The sequence below is a fragment of the Enterobacter sp. KB-280D8 genome, assembly GCF_041399405.1.
Lineage (GTDB): Bacteria > Pseudomonadota > Gammaproteobacteria > Enterobacterales > Enterobacteriaceae > Enterobacter > Enterobacter cloacae_N.
This window is the reverse complement of the sequence record NZ_JBGKEC010000002.1, coordinates 590,351-608,045: the sequence shown is the minus strand read 5'-3', so window position 1 is coordinate 608,045 and position 17,695 is coordinate 590,351. Positions and strand designations below refer to the sequence as shown.

The following is a 17,695-nucleotide window of genomic DNA, read 5'->3' as shown; positions in this document are numbered from 1 at the left end:
CCTCCTCGGTTATTCGGTCGGTAAATGCTGGCTGATAAAGTGGCTGGTGAGCGACTGCGCCAGGGTTTTATCCAGCGGCTTGCCGCTCAGCGCGGCGCGCAGCCACAGCCCGTCGATCAGCGCCGCGAGCCCGTAGCCCGCCTCTTCAGCCTGTTCACGCGGCAGCTCGCGGCGGAACTCGTACACCAGGTTTGAGAGCAGGCGGCGGCTGCTGACCTGCTGCAGGCGATAGAGCATCGGCTGGTGCATGCTGCTTGCCCAGAAGGCCAGCCAGGCCTTCATTGCCGCGCCGCTGACCTGGGTTTCATCGAAGTTGCCGCTGACAATCGCCTGCAGGCGCTGCTCCGCGCTGCCGCCCGGCAGGGCGTGTAAACGGCTCAATACCGCGTCGCGCAGCTGGCCGGTAATGTCGCGCATGGTCGCTTCCAGCAGGCCGTTTTTGTCTTTGAAATAGTGACTGATGATCCCCGTGGACACGCCCGCCCGACGGGCGATTTGCGCGATGGTCGCATCGTGCATGCCCACTTCATTAATTGCTTCCAGCGTGGCGTCGATAAGCTGCCTGCGCCGGATCGGCTGCATCCCCACTTTGGGCATTTTTGCCACTCCATTCATCAGCGTTGGTTATATATTAAAGCGGTTTTTGATTGGACGTTCAATATAAAATGTGTCTTAATTGTTGCGGATTTGGATTTTAATAGTTACAAAAACAGTGAGGATACTGGATGACAGACCTTTCACAGGACAGAGAAAAAGACAAAATCAACCCGGTCGTTTTTTATACTTCCGCCGGGCTGATTTTGTTGTTTTCCCTGACGACGATCTTCTTTCGCGATTTTTCTGCCGAGTGGATTGGGCGCACCCTGAACTGGGTGTCGAAGACCTTCGGCTGGTACTACCTGCTGGCGGCGACGCTTTACATTGTTTTCGTGGTTTGTATTGCCTGTTCGCGCTTTGGGTCAGTGAAGCTCGGGCCAGAGCAGTCCAAGCCCGAGTTCAGCCTGCTGAGCTGGGCCGCGATGCTGTTTGCCGCAGGCATCGGCATCGACCTGATGTTCTTCTCCGTGGCGGAACCGGTCACGCAGTATATGCAGCCGCCGGAAGGGGCAGGGCAGACGATGGAGGCCGCGCGCCAGGCCATGGTCTGGACGCTGTTCCACTACGGCCTGACGGGCTGGTCGATGTATGCCCTGATGGGCATGGCGCTCGGATACTTTAGCTATCGTTATAATTTGCCCCTCACCATTCGCTCCGCGCTGTATCCGATTTTCGGTAAAAAAATTAACGGCCCGATTGGCCACAGCGTTGATATCGCGGCGGTGATCGGCACCATCTTTGGTATCGCCACCACGCTCGGGATTGGCGTGGTGCAGCTCAACTACGGGCTGAGCGTGCTGTTTGACATCCCGGACTCGATGGCGGCCAAAGCGGCGCTGATTGCGCTCTCCGTTATTATCGCCACCATCTCGGTGACGTCGGGCGTTGATAAGGGCATCCGCGTGCTCTCCGAGCTGAACGTGGCGCTGGCGCTGGGGCTGATCCTGTTCGTGCTGTTTATGGGTGACACCTCGTTTCTGCTCAATGCCTTAGTGCTGAACGTGGGCGACTACGTAAACCGCTTTATGGGCATGACGCTGAACAGCTTCGCCTTTGACCGTCCGGTGGAGTGGATGAACAACTGGACGCTGTTCTTCTGGGCGTGGTGGGTCGCGTGGTCGCCGTTTGTCGGCCTGTTCCTGGCGCGTATTTCACGCGGCCGCACCATCCGCCAGTTTGTGATGGGCACGCTGATAATCCCGTTCACCTTCACCCTGCTGTGGCTGTCGATTTTCGGCAACAGCGCGCTGCACGAGATTATCCACGGCAATGCGACCTTCGCACAGGAAGCGATGGCGCACCCGGAGCGCGGCTTCTACAGCCTGCTGGCGCAGTACCCGGCGTTTACCTTTAGCGCCTCCGTGGCGACCATCACCGGCTTGCTGTTCTACGTCACCTCGGCGGATTCCGGCGCGCTGGTGCTGGGCAACTTCACCTCGAAGCTCAAGGACATCAACAGCGATGCGCCGAACTGGTTGCGCATCTTCTGGTCCGTCGCCATCGGCCTGCTGACGCTCGGCATGCTGATGACCAACGGCATTTCGGCGCTGCAGAACACCACGGTGATCATGGGCCTGCCGTTCAGCTTCGTCATCTTCTTCGTGATGGCCGGGCTGTATAAATCGCTCAAGGTGGAAGACTACCGCCGCGTCAGCGCGAGCCGCGACACCGCGCCGCGTCCGATGGGTGCGCAGGACAGGCTGAGCTGGAAGAAACGCCTGTCGCGCCTGATGAACTACCCTGGCACGCGCTACACCAAACAGATGATGGAGACGGTCTGCTTCCCCGCTATGGAAGAGGTGGCACAGGAGCTGAAGCTGCGTGGTGCTTACGTGGAGCTGAAAAACCTGCCACCGGAGGAGGGCGAGAACCTGGGGCACCTGGATCTGCTGGTGCACATGGGCGACGAGCAGAACTTTGTCTATCAGATCTGGCCACAGCAGTATTCGGTCCCCGGTTTTACCTACCGGGCGCGCAGCGGGAAATCGACCTACTACCGGCTGGAGACCTTCCTGCTGGAGGGGAGCCAGGGGAATGATTTGATGGATTACAGCAAGGAGCAGGTGATAACGGATATTCTGGACCAGTATGAACGGCACCTGAACTTTATCCATCTGCACAGGGAAGCGCCGGGGAATAGCGTGATGTTCCCGGATGTTTGAGCTGAATAACCTATAAAGGCATCGCCGCCTCCCTCAAGCCGGGTGGCGGCGATGCCTTACCCGGCCTACCAAACCAGTTTTCCGTAGGCTTGATAAGCGAAGCGCCATCAGGCACGCCCTTCATTGACATAACTTTAATGATAACTATTTTCATTAAAATATAGCCTGTGCTATACCTTATAGCACGGGCTAATTTTGCTTTGAATTTAAACACCTCTGGAGACTTCTGCAATGCACCCACTGCAAGGATTGAAGCGTCTGTTGCTCGGCGCGCTGCTCATGACTGCGACCACTACCGGCGCGCTGGCGGCTGAAAAGTTTCAGGTCATCACCACCTTTACCGTTATCGCCGATATGGCGAAAAACGTGGCGGGTGACGCCGCAGACGTGACCTCCATTACCAAGCCGGGCGCGGAAATCCACGAGTACCAGCCTACGCCGGGGGATATCAAACGCGCGCAGAAGGCGCAGTTGATCCTGGCGAACGGCATGAATCTGGAACTGTGGTTCCAGCGTTTTTATCAGCACCTGAACGGCGTGCCGGAGGTTATTGTCACCAAAGGTATTACACCGATGGGGATTGGCGAAGGGCCGTATAACGGCAAGCCCAACCCGCACGCGTGGATGTCGCCGGACAACGCCCTGATTTACGTTGATAACATCCGCGACGCGCTGGTGAAGTACGATCCGGCCAACGCGCAGACGTACCAGCGCAACGCGGAAGCCTACAAGCAGAAGATCACTGCCACCCTCGAACCGCTGCGTAAGCAGGTCGCGGAGATCCCGGAAGACAAGCGCTGGATGGTAACCAGCGAAGGTGCCTTCTCCTATCTGGCGCGGGATCTTGGGATGAAAGAGCTTTACCTGTGGCCGATCAACGCCGATCAGCAGGGCACGCCCCAGCAGGTGCGTAAGGTGATCGACCAGGTGAAAAAACATCATATCCCGGCGGTGTTCAGCGAAAGCACGGTCTCGGATAAGCCCGCCCGTCAGGTGGCGCGTGAAACCGGCGCCCATTACGGCGGCGTGCTATACGTTGACTCCCTGAGCGCGGAAAACGGCCCGGTGCCGACCTATATCGATCTGCTGAACGTCACCACCCGCACGCTGGTGCAGGGCATCCGTGACGGCATGAAGGAGTAACCATGCACAAGGGGATTGTTGTCACAGACGTGACCGTGACCTACCGCAACGGCCACACGGCGCTGCGCGATGCGTCGTTCAGCGTGCCGGGCGGATCGATTGCCGCGCTGGTGGGGGTGAACGGTTCAGGCAAGTCCACGCTGTTTAAGGCGGTGATGGGCTTTGTGCGGGCGGCGAGCGGCACTATCACCATTCTGGGGCTGCCGCCTCACCGGGCGCTGCGTCAGAATCTGGTCGCCTACGTGCCGCAGTCGGAAGAGGTTGACTGGTCGTTTCCGGTGCTGGTTGAAGACGTGGTGATGATGGGCCGCTACGGCCATATGGGTTTCCTGCGCCGACCTAAAGCGCGCGACAGGCAAATAGTGACCGACGCCCTGAAGCGCGTGGATATGCTCGAGCTGCGCCATCGGCAGATTGGCGAGCTCTCCGGCGGGCAGAAGAAGCGCGTGTTTCTGGCGCGGGCGATTGCCCAGCAGGGCGAGGTGATCCTGCTCGACGAGCCGTTTACCGGCGTGGACGTCAAAACCGAAGCCAGGATCATCACCCTGCTGCGGGAGCTGCGCGACGAGGGCAAAACCATGCTTGTCTCGACCCACAATTTAGGTTCGGTCACAGAGTTTTGCGATTACACGGTGATGGTCAAGGGCACCGTGCTGGCGAGTGGCCCGACGGACACCACCTTCACCGCCGAGAACCTTGAGCGCGCCTTCAGCGGCGTGCTGCGCCACGTGGTGCTCAGCGGCTCGGAAGATCGCATTATTACCGACGACGAACGGCCGTTTGTGACCCACCGACAGGAGGCCAAATGAACGCGCTTCTCGAACCCTTCGGCTACGAGTACATGCTCAACGCGATGTGGGTCTCGGCGATGGTGGGCGGGCTGTGCGCGTTTCTCTCCTGCTATCTGATGCTCAAAGGCTGGTCGCTGATCGGCGATGCGCTCTCGCACTCCATCGTGCCGGGCGTGGCGGGAGCGTACATGCTCGGGCTGCCGTTCTCGCTGGGGGCGTTCCTGTCGGGCGGGCTGGCGGCGGGGAGCATGCTGTTTCTCAACCAGCGTAGCCGCCTGAAAGAGGACGCCATCATCGGGCTGATCTTCTCCTCCTTTTTCGGGCTCGGGCTGTTTATGGTCTCACTCAACCCGACCTCGGTGAATATTCAGACCATCGTGCTCGGCAATATTCTCGCCATCGCCCCGGAAGATATCGTCCAGCTGGCGATTATCGGCGTGGTATCGATGGTTATCCTGCTGTTCAAATGGAAAGATCTGATGGTGACCTTTTTTGATGAGAACCACGCCCGCGCCATCGGTCTGCGTCCTGAACGCCTGAAGATCCTCTTCTTTACCCTGCTGGCGGTCTCCACCGTGGCGGCGCTGCAAACCGTCGGGGCGTTTCTGGTGATCTGTCTGGTGGTCACCCCCGGCGCGACCGCGTGGCTGCTCACCGACCGCTTCCCGCGCCTGCTGATGATTGCCGTCGCCATTGGCAGCATCACCAGCTTCCTCGGCGCGTGGGCGAGCTATTATCTGGACGGCGCCACCGGCGGCATTATTGTCGTCGCCCAGACGCTGCTGTTCCTGCTGGCGTTCGTCTTTGCGCCGAAGCACGGTCTGCTTGCCAGCCGCCGTCGCGCGCGGGAGGCACACCCATGATGGCAATCCTCCTTGAACCTTTCCAGTTTGCGTTTATGACTAACGCGCTGCTGATTTCACTCCTGGTGGCCGTGCCCTGTGCGCTGCTGTCCGTTTTCCTGGTGCTGAAAGGCTGGGCGCTGATGGGCGACGCCATGAGCCACGCGGTGTTTCCCGGCGTCGTGCTGGCCTGGATAATGGGCCTGCCGCTGGCGCTGGGTGCGTTCGTGGCCGGTCTGTTCTGCGCGGTTGCCACCGGCTACCTGAAGGACAACAGCCGCATCAAGCAGGATACGGTCATGGGGATCGTCTTTTCCGGCATGTTCGGCGCTGGCCTGATCCTCTATATCGCCGTCAAGCCCGAGGTGCATCTCGACCACATTTTGTTCGGCGATATGCTGGGCATTAACGGGATGGACATTCTGCAAAGCGGGATCGTGGCGGGGCTGATCGCGCTGGTGATTGGCCTGAAGTGGCGGGATTTTCTGCTGTTCTGCTTTGACTATCAGCAGGCTCAGGCCAGCGGCCTGCGCACCCGCTGGCTCCACTATGGTTTACTGTGCATGGTGTCGCTGACCATCGTGGCGACGCTGAAGGCGGTGGGGATTATTCTGTCGATTTCACTGCTGATCGCGCCCGGCGCGGTAGCGGTGCTCATCACCCGGCGCTTCCACATGGCGCTGCTGGTGGCGGTCGCCGTTTCAGCCATTGTGTCGGTTAGCGGCGTATATGCCTCGTTTTATCTCGACAGCGCGCCTGCACCGACCATTGTGGTGCTGTTCGCGGCGGTGTTTATCGTGACGTTTGGGGTTACCAGCGTGAAGGCCCGTCGGCAGGAGAGCGTGACAGCAGGGTGATCGCCTGCTCACCGTGCTGCTGCCAGTGCAGGGTGAAGGTGGCGCCTTCGTTAAAGCCTGCCAGTTGACGGGTCAAGGCCAGCGTAAGCGTCTTATCGTCGAGCATGGTGACGCGGGCGCTGTCAAAACCCATCCAGGCCTGAACCCGCGGGAAGAGGGCCTTGAACAGGCTCTCTTTGGCGCTGAACGCCAGCGTCAGGGCGAGGGCAAACGGGTATCCCGAGTGGGAAAGCACGCGCTCTTCCCGGGCATCAATAATGCCGTCCTTAATTTCTCTGGCTTCATTTTCGGGCAGGATGGTTTCGCAGTCGATGCCGATAAGCGCGAGTCTGTCGCGAACCACCACAGCCATGGCCTGCGTGCCGCTGTGGGTGATGCTGCCGGAAACGCCCTCCGGCCAGAGCGGTTCCCCGCTGGGGCCGATCGCGGGAATGGTGCGATCGTTCAATGCGTGCGCAGCAGCGATGCGTCCGGCGAGGTGGTCGGCCTTGTGCTTGCGTCCTGCGTCAGCGAGCTGTGCGTGATGGGGGAGCCAGAGGAGATCGGCGTCGGTGAAGGTGGCGGGATCGAAGGTGACGCGGTGGAGGGTGTGGCCGGCGAGAGAAAATGTGCTGTGGGTGGTGTGCATGGTTTTCCTCTATCAGCAAGTAGTGCGGCCTGATGCCCTCACCCCGGCCCTCTCCCACAGGGAGAGGGAGCAAACATTAAAAACGGCAACGGGGTTGCCGTTTTACTTTTACCTAGAATCGCGTATTCACGCTCATGTACCAGGTGCGACCCGGTTCATTATACGTATACGCACCCGCACCGTACATATACGCACCGGTGGTGGCATTTCCGGTCGTCTGGGCATTACCCGCGCGCCACTGACGCTTGTCGAAGACGTTGTCCACGCCGCCGGTCAGGCTGACGTTTTTGGTCATGTCCCAGGTCGCGCTCAGGCCAACGATGCTGTACGGGCTGATTTCGTCTTTCTCAGACCCGGTCACCGGCTGGCCTTTGTAGTTGTACTTCTTCGGCTGCTGCTTGCCGTACCAGGTAAAGGTCGACTGGAGCGAGACGTCCTGATGCACCTGCCAGCTCAGGGTTGAGTTCAGGGTGTATTCCGGAATGATCGACAGACGGTCGCCGGTCTCCTTGTTCTTGCTCTGCAGCATCCAGGTGATGTTGTTGGTCCAGTTAATCGTGTCGCTGACCGGCACGTTCAGGGAGCCTTCCAGACCTTCCACCACCGCCTTCGGCACGTTTTCCCACTGGTAGATGTCCGTCTGCACTTTACCGGACGAGGTGTGACCGATTGGCGCGTAGCCCGCTTCAATCTTGTCGCGGTAGTCGTTGCGGAACCAGGTCACACCCGCCAGCCAGCCGTTGCGTTTCCACTCCAGGCCAATCTCTTTGTTGATGCTGGTTTCGGCTTTCAGGTCGTCGTTGCCCATCATGTAGCAGCCCACGCCGTCAGAGCTTGCGTAGCAGCCCTGGCCTTTGCTGTACAGCAGGTAGTTCGGGTTGGTCTGGTACAGGCTCGGCGCTTTGTAGGCGCGCGCGATCCCCATCTTCAGCGTGAAGTCATCCCCCAGCCCCTGCGACAGGTTAAGCGACGGGCTCCAGTTGTTGCCGACGATAGTGTGGTGATCGAAGCGCAGGGCAGGGGTCAGCATGGTGCTGTCGGTCAGCTCCATGTTGTTTTCGGCGAACAGGGAGAAAATCTCAGCCGAGGTGTACGGGCTGCGGTCGTTGCTCATGCCCGGAATGGTGCCGCCCTGCAGGGTTTGCGTGAAGGAGGTGGAGTCCTTCATGCGCTGCTGGTTCCACTCGGTGCCGAGAGTCAGGTTCTGGTTGACGAGGAAATCAATCGGCAGGTTGATTTCGCTGTGCAGCATCACGTCGGCCAGGTCGGTGTCGGTGAATTTATCGCTGTTGAACAGGCCTTCCGTACCGCCCGCCAGCCCTTCGCCCAGGCGGGAGTTGCGGGTGTGTTCGTACTGCGCCCAGTTGCTGGTGGTAATGCCGTTGTCCCAGCCGCCGTTCCAGGTCACCGCGAAGTTCTGGCGATAAATACGGTTAGTCTCTTTGCCGTAGTTCTTCTTCACCAGCGCGCTGTCGTTGTTGGTGTTCTGCGTATCGCCCGCGTAGAGGTTGTTCTGGCGGCTGTAGCCCGCCTCAAACTCCAAAGACTGCATCGGCGCGAAGTCCCAGCGCACCACGCCGTTGATGTCTTTGTTCTCCACGCCTTCACGGCCCGCAGGGAGGGTGTTGGCGTAAGCGCCGGTACGCTCAGACTGGTGGCCCTGGTTGATGTCCCACGCGTCGGCCTGGGTCTTATCCAGGTTACCGAACATGCGGAAGCTGAAGTCGCCGCCCAGCGGGCCGCTGAGGCTGAAGTTGGTGCGTTTGGTGGAACCTTCGTCCTTGTGTTCAGGCGCGTTCAGGTAGGTGTTCCAGGAGCCGTGCCACTGGTCGTCGAATTTTTTGGTGATGATGTTCACCACGCCGCCTGCCGCGCCGTTACCGTAGCGTGCGGCGGCCGGGCCTCGAATGACCTCAATGCGCTCGATCATCTCCGGCGGCACCCAGCCGGTATCGCCGCGCGTATCGCGCTCGCCGCGCCAGCCCAGACGGATGGAGTTACGGCTGGTGACCGGCTTGCCGTCGATCAGGATAAGGGTGTTTTCCGGGCCCATGCCGCGAATGTCAATCTGGCGGTTGTTCCCGCGCTGGCCGCTGGTGGAGTTTCCGGTGAGGTTAACGCCCGGCATGGTGCGGATGATTTCCGCCACGTCGCGTGCGGGCGGGTTTTTGCGGATCTCGTCAGCGGTGATGGTAGAAACCCCGGGCGCCTGCAGATTCTGCTCGGCGGCGGTGATCACCATGGTGTCTTCGTGCTGCGCGGAGGCGGTGTTGTCGTCTGCCATGGCGGGCAGCGCGACACCATAAATCCCTAAATTGACCAGCAAGGCCAGAGAGTGAATCTTCTTATTCATTGTACGTCCCGCTTTTATGGTTATTTAATGAACGCGCTTCCCACAGCGCGGGCATTACGCTATTGCAAATGCAAATAGTTATCAATAATATTATCAATAAAATTTGTCCTGAAACAAAAAAGTCTGTTAAACATGGGGTTATAAGGGTGACGGCGTTAACAACCGGAAGTGAAGCGTGGTGGCAGTCCAAAAACGGGCCGGAATGGAAGCCTGAACAAGGGAAATATCGCGTCACCTTCTGGTGGCGTGACCCGAAAGGCACGCAGAAAACGTCGGCAATCAAACGCGTTTGGCTCTACGTTACCGGCGTGACCGACCATCATCAGAATGCCCGCCCGCAATCTCTTGAACGCATTCCGGATACCGACGTCTGGCAGTGGCAGGGCGAGTTCAGCCCGGAATGGCGCGGCAGCTACTGTTTTATCCCCTCCGTAAATGAAAACGATTTTGCCGATACCGTGTTTGAAGGCCAGCAGCCGGACCGCATGGCGCTGCGCGAAGGCTGGCGCAGGCTGCTGCCGCACGCGGTTTCCGACCCGCTGAATCCGCAGAGCTGGTGCGGCGGGCGCGGTCATGCCGTCTCGGCGCTGGAGATGCCGGATGCGCCCGTTCAGCCCGGCTGGAATCAGCCCAAAACGCCCTTCAAGGCGCCGATCTGCATTGAATGGGAAAGCGCGCGCCTGAAAAACCGCCGTCGCGTCTGGATTTTCACCACCGGGGATGACGGCCCGGAACGTCCGCTGGCGGTCCTGCTCGACGGGCAGTTCTGGGCCGAAAGCATGCCCGTCTGGCCCGCGCTGGCGTCGCTTACCACCGAGCGCAAACTGCCGCCTGCGGTCTACGTATTAATTGATGCGATCGACATGGAACATCGCAGCCGCGAACTGCCCTGTAATCCCGATTTCTGGCTGGCGGTGCAGGAAGAACTTCTCCCTCATGTAAAACAGCTCGCGCCCTTCAGCGACCACGCTGACCGTACCGTGGTCGCGGGCCAGAGCTTTGGCGGCCTCTCTTCGCTGTACGCTGGCCTTAACTGGCCGCAGCGCTTTGGCTGCATCCTCAGCCAGTCCGGATCCTACTGGTGGCCGCACCGCGGCGGGCAGCAGGACGGGCTGCTCATCGAACAGCTTAAAGCGGGTGAAAAAAACGCACGCGGGCTGCGCATCGTCCTTGAGGCCGGGCGCAACGAGCCGCTTATCTTCCGCGCGAACCAGGCGATTTACGCCGAACTCCGCGCGCAGCATGTTTACTGGCGTCAGGTTGACGGCGGACATGACGCGCTTTGCTGGCGCGGTGGGCTGACGCAGGGGCTGATGACCCTCTGGCAGCCGCTTATTCAATAACGGAGTCTGTATGGAATTCAGCAATCCTTTCGATAATCCGCAGGGACAGTTCGCCATTTTGCAAAACGACCAGGGCCAGTACAGCCTGTGGCCGCAGCAGTGCGAACTGCCCGCAGGCTGGCGCGTGGTGTGCGAGGCACAGTCTCAGGAGGCGTGCCAGCAGTGGCTGGCCGAACGCTGGCGCACGCTTGAACCGTCCCATTTTGCGGAGGGGAGCGCATGAACCGTCTACCTCTCGTCGCCGCCCAGCCGGGTATCTGGATGGCGGAACAGCTTTCCTCCCTGCCAAACGCCTGGAGCGTGGCGCACTACACCGAGCTGAAAGGCGATATCGACGCGCCGTTGCTGGCTAAAGCCATCGCTGAAGGCATGATGCAGGCCGATACCCTGCGCATGCGCTTTGCCGAAGATAACGGCGAGGTATGGCAGTGGGTGGATGACACCGTCATTTTGCCGGAGCCACCTGTCGTTCGCGTTGATTCTCACGACGCCGCCGTGGCGCTGATGGAGGCCGATCTCAATCAAAACCTGCGCGTCGAGAGCGGCCAGCCGCTGGCGTTTCACCAGCTGATTCAGGTGGGTGAAAGCCACTGGTACTGGTATCAGCGCTATCACCATCTGGTGGTGGATGGCTTCAGCTTCCCGGCCATTACCCGCCAGATCGCCGCGATTTACGCCGCGTGGAAGAAGGGTGACCCGACGCCCGCATCCCCGTTTACGCCGTTTGCCGAAGTGGTGGAGGAGTACCAGCGCTACCGTCAAAGCGAGGCGTATCAGCGCGACGGCGCCTTCTGGGCAGCGCAGCGCAGGCAGCTTCCTTCTCCGGTCTCGCTCTCTTCCGCGCCGCTGCCGGGACGCGCCGCCACCACCGATATCCTGCGCCTGAAAATTGCAACGGACGCTCGCGCCTTTAGCCAGCTTACGCAGGCGGCAGGGCAGACGCAGCGCACCGATCTGGCGCTTGCGCTGGTGGCGCTGTGGCTGGGCCGCCTGACCGGGCGCCTGGATTACGCCGCCGGGTTTATCTTTATGCGCCGCATGGGCTCCGCCGCGCTGACCGCGACCGGACCGGTGCTCAACGTCCTGCCGCTGGCGGTGAATATCAACCCGCAGGAGAGTCTGCCCGCGCTGGCGCTGCGCCTGGCGAACCAGCTGAAAAAAATGCGCCGTCACCAGCGCTACGACGCCGAGCAGATCGTGCGCGACGGCGGGCGCGCCGCAGGCGACGAAGCGTTATTTGGCCCGGTGCTGAACGTCAAGGTGTTCGATTATCAGCTGGATATCGACGGCGTGGAGGCCATCACCCACACCTTGGCAACCGGCCCGGTGAACGATCTGGAGCTGGCGCTGTTCCCGGACGAGCAGGGTGGCCTGAGTATTGAGATCCTCGCCAATAAACAGCGTTACGATGAAGTGACGCTCACCCGCCACGTCGCGCGTCTGAACGCGATGCTGCTGCAGTTTGCGGCCAACCCGGACCTGCGCTGTGGCGAAGTGGAAACCGTTTCAGAGCAGGAATATCAGCAGCTGGCTCGCATCAACGATACCGGGCTGGCGCTGCCGTCCACCACGCTGGCGGATCTGGTGGCGGAGCAGGCGAGCAAAACGCCGGACGCCCCCGCGCTGGCGGACGCGCATATTGAGCTTAGCTATCGTGAGATGCGCGAGCAGGTGGTCGCGCTGGCAAACCTGCTGCGCGAGCGCGGCGTGAAACCGGGCGACAGCGTGGCGGTGGCACTCCCGCGCTCGGTATTCCTGACGCTGGCGCTGCACGGCATCGTTGAGGCCGGCGCCGCGTGGCTGCCGCTCGACACCGGCTACCCGGACGACCGCCTGCGGATGATGCTGGAAGATGCCAAACCTTCGTTGCTCATTACTACCGACGAACAGCGTTCGCGCTTTAGCGATCTGCCGATTACGGCATTTAGTTACAACACACTGTTACCGGCTGCGGAGGTGGAACCGCTGCGCCTGGCCAGGCCGGAGCAGACGGCGTACATCATCTTTACCTCCGGTTCGACGGGGCGCCCGAAAGGGGTCATGGTCGGCCATACCGCCATCGTTAACCGCCTGAAGTGGATGCAGGATCATTACCCGCTGGACGCGACGGACGTGGTGGCGCAGAAAACGCCGTGCAGCTTTGACGTATCGGTGTGGGAGTTCTGGTGGCCGTTTATCGCCGGGGCGAAGCTGGTGATGGCAGAGCCGGACGCGCACCGCGATCCGCAGGCGATGCAGAGCTTCTTCGCGCAGTACGGCGTGACCACCACCCACTTCGTGCCGTCGATGCTGGCGGCCTTTGTCGCCTCGCTGACGCCGGAAAACGTGGCGTGCTGCAAAACCCTTAAGCAGGTGTTCTGCAGCGGCGAAGCGCTGCCGACCGAGCTGTGCCGCGAGTGGGAGCAGTTAACCCATGCGCCGCTGCACAACCTCTATGGCCCAACGGAAGCGGCGGTGGACGTCAGCTGGTATCCGGCTTATGGTCCCGAGCTGGCGGCGGTGGAGGGCAACAGCGTGCCGATCGGCTTCCCGGTGTGGAACACGGGGCTGCGCATTCTGGACGCGATGATGCGCCCGGTGCCGTTTGGCGTGGCGGGGGATCTGTATCTCACCGGCATTCAGCTGGCACAGGGGTATCTGGGCCGTCCGGACCTCACCGCCAGCCGCTTTATTGCCGACCCGTTTGCGCCGGGCGAGCGGATGTATCGTACCGGTGACGTCGCCCGCTGGCTGGACAACGGCGCGGTGGAGTATCTGGGCCGCAGCGACGATCAGTTAAAAATCCGCGGCCAGCGCATCGAGCTGGGCGAAATCGACCGGGCGATGCTCGCGCTGCCGGACGTGGCCCAGGCCGTCGCCCAAGCCTGCGTGTTCAACCAGGCGGCGGCGACGGGAGGCGATGCCCGCCAGCTGGTGGGGTATGTGGTCTCCGAATCCGGTTTACCGCTGGACCGCGACGCGCTGCTGGAATCGCTCAAAGCCCAGTTGCCGCCGCATATGGTGCCGGTGGTGCTGCTGCAAATCAGTACGCTGCCGCTCAGCGCCAACGGCAAGCTCGACCGCAAGGCGCTGCCGCTGCCGGAGCTGACCAGCAAAACCTCCGGCCGCGCGCCGGAGACGGAAACCGAAACCGCCGTCGCGCAGGCTTTCTCCGCCCTGCTGGGCTGTGAGGTCAACGATATCGAAGCCGATTTCTTTGCCCTCGGCGGACACTCGCTGCTGGCGATGCGCCTGGCGGCGCAGCTTAGCCGCGTGTTCGAGCGCAAGGTGACGCCGGGGCAGATTATGGTCGCCTCGACGGTGAGCAAGCTCAGCGCGCTGCTGGATTCACAGATGAGCGACGAGCAGGCGCAGCGTCTGGGCTGTGAAACCCTGCTGCCGCTGCGCGAAGGCAACGGCCCGACGCTGTTCTGCTTCCATCCTGCGTCCGGTTTTGCCTGGCAGTTTAGCGTGCTGGCGCGCTACCTCAGTCCGCGCTGGTCAATTACCGGCATTCAGTCTCCTCGACCAGAGGGGCCGATGCAGCAGTGTGCGGATCTGGATGGGGTGATTGAGCATCACCTGAATACGTTGCGTAAGCAGCAGCCGCAGGGGCCATATTATCTGTTCGGCTATTCTCTCGGCGGCACGCTGGCGCAGGGCATTGCTGCGCGTCTGCGCGAGCTGGGTGAAGAGGTGGCCTTCCTCGGCCTGCTGGACACCTGGCCGCCGGAAACCCAGAACTGGGCGGAGAAAGAGGCCAACGGCCTCGACCCGGAGGTGTTGGCGGAAATTGAGCGCGAGCGTCAGGCGTTTATCGCCGCGCAGCAGGGGCAGGGCTCCAGCGAGCTGTTTAACGCTATCGAAGGCAACTACGCCGACGCGGTACGGCTGCTCACCACGGCGCACAGCGCGCGGTTTGACGGCAAAGCGACGCTGTTTGTCGCCGAACGTACGCGAACGATGGATCCGCAGGTCGCGTGGGCGCCGTGGGTGGCGGAGCTTGAGGTGTACAGCCAGGACTGCGCCCACGTGGATATTATTTCACCGCAGGCGTTTGAGAAAATTGGGCCAGTGTTGAAGGATATATTGGGGTAACGTCAAAAGCGCCGGGTGGCGGCTGCGCCTTACCCGGCCTACGGGAGCCGAGTGTAGGCCGGGTAAGGCGTAGCCGCCACCCGGCAATTACCGCCGACCTAACGGCACCACCAGAGGCGTGCCCGCTACCGGATCGTCAATAATCATGCAGCGCATGCCGTAGATCCTCTCGATCAGATCCGGCGTCACAATCTCTTTCGGCGCGCCCTGAGCCACAATCTCACCGTCTCGCAGGGCAATCAGATGCGTAGCGTAGCGGCACGCCTGGTTTAAGTCGTGCAGCACCGCCGCCAGGGTATACCCCTGAGTGCGGTTCAGTTCGCTCAGTAGCTCCAGCAGGTCAATCTGATGGCTGATGTCGAGCCAGGTCGTCGGCTCGTCCAGCAACATGATGGAGGTCTCCTGCGCCAGCACCATCGCGATCCACGCGCGCTGACGCTGCCCGCCGGAGAGTGTGTCCACGCTTTGCCGGGCGAGATCGGTAATTCCCGTCGCCTGCATCGCGCGGTTCACCGCCTCGTCGTCCTCTTTGCGCCAGCGGGTAAACAGCGGCTGGTGCGGATAGCGCCCGCGCGAGACCAGCTCCTGCACCGTGATGTCTCCCGGCGTGGTGGCGTTTTGCGCCAGCAGCCCGATGCGCCTGGCCACCTCTTTGCTGGCGAAGCGCTGGATCTGCTCCCCGTCGAGGAACACGCTGCCCTCAGCCGGCGTCATCAGGCGGCTCAGCGTGCGCAGCAGGGTCGATTTACCGCAGCCGTTCGGCCCGATAATCGCGGTAAAGTGGCCGTCCGGAATGGCAACGGATAAGTCACGGGCAATGATTTTTTTGCCGTAGCCGAGGGTGAGGTTTTCGCCGCGCAAGCGGGTGGTTGAATCTGTCATTTCCTGCGTGACTCCTGAACGAGCAAGACGATGAGGTAAATCCCGCCGAGGCTGACGGTCACTACGCCCACCGGCAGTTGATAAGGCATAAACAGCCGCTGGGCGCAGAGATCGGCGGCCAATAGCAGCAGCGCGCCGCACAGCGCTGCCTGGGTTAATCCCCACTTCGCCGTTCCGCTAAGACGGCGGGCGATGTGCGGTGCCACGAGGGCGATAAACGAGATCGGCCCGGCGATCGCGGTGGAGGCGGCGGTCAGCAGTACGGCGACCAGCATCAGCATCAGGCGCGAGCGCTCGACGCCCACGCCCAGTGCGCAGGCACTGTCGTCGCCCATCTCCAGCAGACGCATACGTCGCACCAGTAGCAGCGCGCCGATAAACATCAGCACAATCAGCGGCGCGGCGGGCCAGGTTTTGCCCCACGTCAGGCCGTTGAGGGAGCCGGCGTACCACAGCCCGGCGGAGAGCGCGGTTTCCAGCGAGGCCTGCAGTAAAAGCCAGGTGTTAAAGGCCATCAGCATGGCGCGGATGCCGATCCCGATGACGATCAGGCGGAAGGTGTCGATGCCGTTGCGCCAGGCCAGCGCCCAGATCAGTAAGGACGTCAGAATGCCGCCCGCCATCGCCGTAAAGGTAATCGCCGTCAGGTGCTGACCAAACAGCACCATCGCCACCAGCACGCCGCTCCAGGCCCCGGTATTGAGGCCCATCACGTCCGGGCTGCCGAGCGGGTTGCGCATCAGCGACTGGAATATCGCACCGCTCACGCCGAGCGCCGCGCCGACCAGAATCGCCATCGCCACGCGCGGCAGTCGCCACTCCGTCACCACCATGGTGATATTGCGCGGCGCGCTGCCGAGCAGGGCGTTAACCACCTGAGTAAAGTCGAGCGACACCGCGCCGCTGCGCAGGCTCCAGACCGCCAGCAGCAGAATGGCGAGAAGCAGCAGCGAGACACTGGTCAGTAAACGGCGGGACGGGGCCATCATGCGCCACCTCCGCGTTTACGACGAACCAGGAAGATCAGCACCGGCGCGCCGATAAAGGCGCTGACCACCGAGACGCGCAGCTCGCCGGGCACCAGCAGGCGGCCCAGCACGTCGGCAAACAGCAGCAGGGCAGGGGTTGCAAGCAGCGTCACCGGCAGCGACCAGCGGTGATCCGCCCCTACCAGCCAGCGCGCCATGTGCGGCATCATCAGACCGATAAAGGCGATCGGGCCGACCACGGCGGTCGCGCTGCCGCAGAGTACGGTGATGGCGAGCAGACCAATCAGCTGCGTGCGCGCCACCCGATTGCCGAGGGCGGTGGCGGTGTCGCTGCCGAGGCTCAGGCTGTTGAGCGATCGGCTCAAAAACAGCGTCACGGCGGCAGCGATAGCGACCGGGATCGCCACCACTTTCAGCGTGTCGAGGGTGCGGATATCCAGCGAGCCAGCCTGCCAGAAGCGCAGCTGGTCGTAGACGTCCGGGTTGAGCAGGGCGATGCCGTTGGACAAGCCTTCCAGCACCGCCGCGAGCGCCACGCCCGCAAGCGTCAGGCGTACCGGACTCAGCTGCCCGCCGCCCTGGCTCCCGGTAAAGGCGACGACCAGCGAGGCGGCCAGCGCGCCGCAGAAGGCCATCACCAGCTGTTCAGAGGGCGACGTCAACCCGAACAGCGCCGCGCCGAGCACGATGGCAAAGCTGGCGCCGGAGTTGACGCCGAGAATGCCGGGGTCCGCCAGCGGGTTGCGGGTAAGGGTTTGCATCAGGGCACCGGCAAGGCCAAGCGCGCCACCCGCCAGCAGCCCGGCAAGCGTGCGTGGCAGTCGGGCGTCGAGCACGATAATGCAGTCTGCGCTCTGGCAGGTGCCGGTAAGCGCATCAACGATAACGGACGCGGGCAGCGGCTTCGCGCCGACCAGCAGGCTGAGTGCAACCGCAAGGCTCAGGAGCAGCAGTAAAACGGGTGCGGCAGCGGCGCGCACCGCAGAAGAGGAAAACGACATAGCAACATCCATGATTTGATAATGATAGTG

The 17,695-nt window shown here is 61.8% G+C and carries 14 protein-coding genes; 8 read left to right on the top strand and 6 right to left on the bottom strand.

The features are described 5' to 3' along the window. Window positions 1-9: 9 nt before the first annotated feature. Complete coding sequence (gene betI / locus AB8818_RS08385; protein ID WP_116341295.1) at window positions 10-597, bottom strand: transcriptional regulator BetI; 588 nt, start codon at window positions 595-597, stop codon at window positions 10-12. 128 nt (window positions 598-725) lie between these two features. Between betI and betT the strand changes: the two genes are divergently transcribed. From betT to AB8818_RS08360, 5 genes are all read left to right on the top strand, one after another. Further along, window positions 726-2,759 (top strand): choline BCCT transporter BetT, encoded by a 2,034-nt coding sequence (gene betT, locus AB8818_RS08380; protein WP_163330501.1) that lies wholly within the window; start codon window positions 726-728, stop codon window positions 2,757-2,759. A gap of 231 nt (window positions 2,760-2,990) precedes the next feature. Beyond that, window positions 2,991-3,902 (top strand): metal ABC transporter substrate-binding protein, encoded by a 912-nt coding sequence (locus tag AB8818_RS08375; protein WP_302218873.1) that lies wholly within the window; start codon window positions 2,991-2,993, stop codon window positions 3,900-3,902. Window positions 3,903-3,904: 2 nt separating this feature from the next. Continuing rightward, window positions 3,905-4,711, top strand: coding sequence for an iron/manganese ABC transporter ATP-binding protein SitB (gene sitB / locus AB8818_RS08370; RefSeq protein ID WP_116341291.1), 807 nt, complete (start codon window positions 3,905-3,907; stop codon window positions 4,709-4,711). Continuing rightward, window positions 4,708-5,556, top strand: coding sequence for an iron/manganese ABC transporter permease subunit SitC (gene sitC / locus AB8818_RS08365; protein ID WP_047355404.1), 849 nt, complete (start codon window positions 4,708-4,710; stop codon window positions 5,554-5,556). Before sitB ends, sitC begins: the two co-directional genes overlap by 4 nt. Next, complete coding sequence (locus AB8818_RS08360; protein WP_116341289.1) at window positions 5,553-6,392, top strand: metal ABC transporter permease; 840 nt, start codon at window positions 5,553-5,555, stop codon at window positions 6,390-6,392. Before sitC ends, AB8818_RS08360 begins: the two co-directional genes overlap by 4 nt. On the opposite strand, the gene entD is transcribed toward AB8818_RS08360, so the two are convergent. Both entD and AB8818_RS08350 read right to left on the bottom strand, forming a co-directional pair. Next, entirely contained in the window at window positions 6,346-7,020 is a 675-nt protein-coding gene (gene entD, locus AB8818_RS08355; protein WP_371199863.1) for an enterobactin synthase subunit EntD, read from the bottom strand. The genes AB8818_RS08360 and entD overlap by 47 nt on opposite strands. A gap of 112 nt (window positions 7,021-7,132) precedes the next feature. Continuing rightward, the gene (locus AB8818_RS08350; RefSeq protein WP_163330499.1) at window positions 7,133-9,373 is read right to left on the bottom strand and encodes a TonB-dependent siderophore receptor; all 2,241 of its coding nucleotides are present in this window, start codon (window positions 9,371-9,373) and stop codon (window positions 7,133-7,135) included. 146 nt (window positions 9,374-9,519) lie between these two features. On the opposite strand from AB8818_RS08350, the gene fes reads away from it, so the two are divergent. The 3 genes from fes to entF are packed head-to-tail and all read left to right on the top strand — an operon-like array spanning window position 9,520 to window position 14,793. Continuing rightward, the gene (gene fes, locus AB8818_RS08345; RefSeq protein WP_192984029.1) at window positions 9,520-10,716 is read left to right on the top strand and encodes an enterochelin esterase; all 1,197 of its coding nucleotides are present in this window, start codon (window positions 9,520-9,522) and stop codon (window positions 10,714-10,716) included. Between the two features lie 10 nt (window positions 10,717-10,726). After that, complete coding sequence (locus AB8818_RS08340; RefSeq protein ID WP_166710396.1) at window positions 10,727-10,939, top strand: MbtH family protein; 213 nt, start codon at window positions 10,727-10,729, stop codon at window positions 10,937-10,939. After that, window positions 10,936-14,793, top strand: a complete 3,858-nt coding sequence (gene entF / locus AB8818_RS08335) for an enterobactin non-ribosomal peptide synthetase EntF (RefSeq protein WP_192984026.1) — start codon at window positions 10,936-10,938, stop codon at window positions 14,791-14,793. The genes AB8818_RS08340 and entF overlap by 4 nt, the downstream gene beginning before the upstream one ends. Before the next feature lie 87 nt (window positions 14,794-14,880). Here entF and fepC read toward each other — a convergent pair whose 3' ends face one another. Genes fepC through fepD form a run of 3 tightly spaced genes read right to left on the bottom strand, consistent with a single transcriptional unit; the run spans window position 14,881 to window position 17,665 of the window. After that, window positions 14,881-15,675, bottom strand: coding sequence for an iron-enterobactin ABC transporter ATP-binding protein (fepC, locus tag AB8818_RS08330; protein WP_163330495.1), 795 nt, complete (start codon window positions 15,673-15,675; stop codon window positions 14,881-14,883). Further along, on the bottom strand, window positions 15,672-16,661 hold the full coding sequence (gene fepG / locus AB8818_RS08325) for an iron-enterobactin ABC transporter permease (RefSeq protein ID WP_192984055.1): 990 nt from the start codon (window positions 16,659-16,661) through the stop codon (window positions 15,672-15,674). The genes fepC and fepG overlap by 4 nt, the downstream gene beginning before the upstream one ends. Then, window positions 16,661-17,665: a Fe(3+)-siderophore ABC transporter permease gene (gene fepD, locus AB8818_RS08320; RefSeq protein WP_163330494.1), complete on the bottom strand. Its 1,005-nt coding sequence runs from the start codon at window positions 17,663-17,665 to the stop codon at window positions 16,661-16,663. Before fepD ends, fepG begins: the two co-directional genes overlap by 1 nt. Window positions 17,666-17,695: the final 30 nt, after the last annotated feature.

Coding starts and splice junctions, on each gene's coding strand:
- AB8818_RS08360 (WP_116341289.1), top strand. CDS start 5,553: ATGATGGCAATCCTCCTTGAACCTTTCCAGTTTGCGTTTATGACTAAC.
- entF (WP_192984026.1), top strand. CDS start 10,936: ATGAACCGTCTACCTCTCGTCGCCGCCCAGCCGGGTATCTGGATGGCG.
- betI (WP_116341295.1), bottom strand. CDS start 597: ATGCCCAAAGTGGGGATGCAGCCGATCCGGCGCAGGCAGCTTATCGAC.
- betT (WP_163330501.1), top strand. CDS start 726: ATGACAGACCTTTCACAGGACAGAGAAAAAGACAAAATCAACCCGGTC.
- entD (WP_371199863.1), bottom strand. CDS start 7,020: ATGCACACCACCCACAGCACATTTTCTCTCGCCGGCCACACCCTCCAC.
- AB8818_RS08375 (WP_302218873.1), top strand. CDS start 2,991: ATGCACCCACTGCAAGGATTGAAGCGTCTGTTGCTCGGCGCGCTGCTC.
- fepG (WP_192984055.1), bottom strand. CDS start 16,661: ATGGCCCCGTCCCGCCGTTTACTGACCAGTGTCTCGCTGCTGCTTCTC.
- sitC (WP_047355404.1), top strand. CDS start 4,708: ATGAACGCGCTTCTCGAACCCTTCGGCTACGAGTACATGCTCAACGCG.
- fepD (WP_163330494.1), bottom strand. CDS start 17,665: ATGTCGTTTTCCTCTTCTGCGGTGCGCGCCGCTGCCGCACCCGTTTTA.
- fepC (WP_163330495.1), bottom strand. CDS start 15,675: ATGACAGATTCAACCACCCGCTTGCGCGGCGAAAACCTCACCCTCGGC.
- AB8818_RS08340 (WP_166710396.1), top strand. CDS start 10,727: ATGGAATTCAGCAATCCTTTCGATAATCCGCAGGGACAGTTCGCCATT.
- sitB (WP_116341291.1), top strand. CDS start 3,905: ATGCACAAGGGGATTGTTGTCACAGACGTGACCGTGACCTACCGCAAC.
- AB8818_RS08350 (WP_163330499.1), bottom strand. CDS start 9,373: ATGAATAAGAAGATTCACTCTCTGGCCTTGCTGGTCAATTTAGGGATT.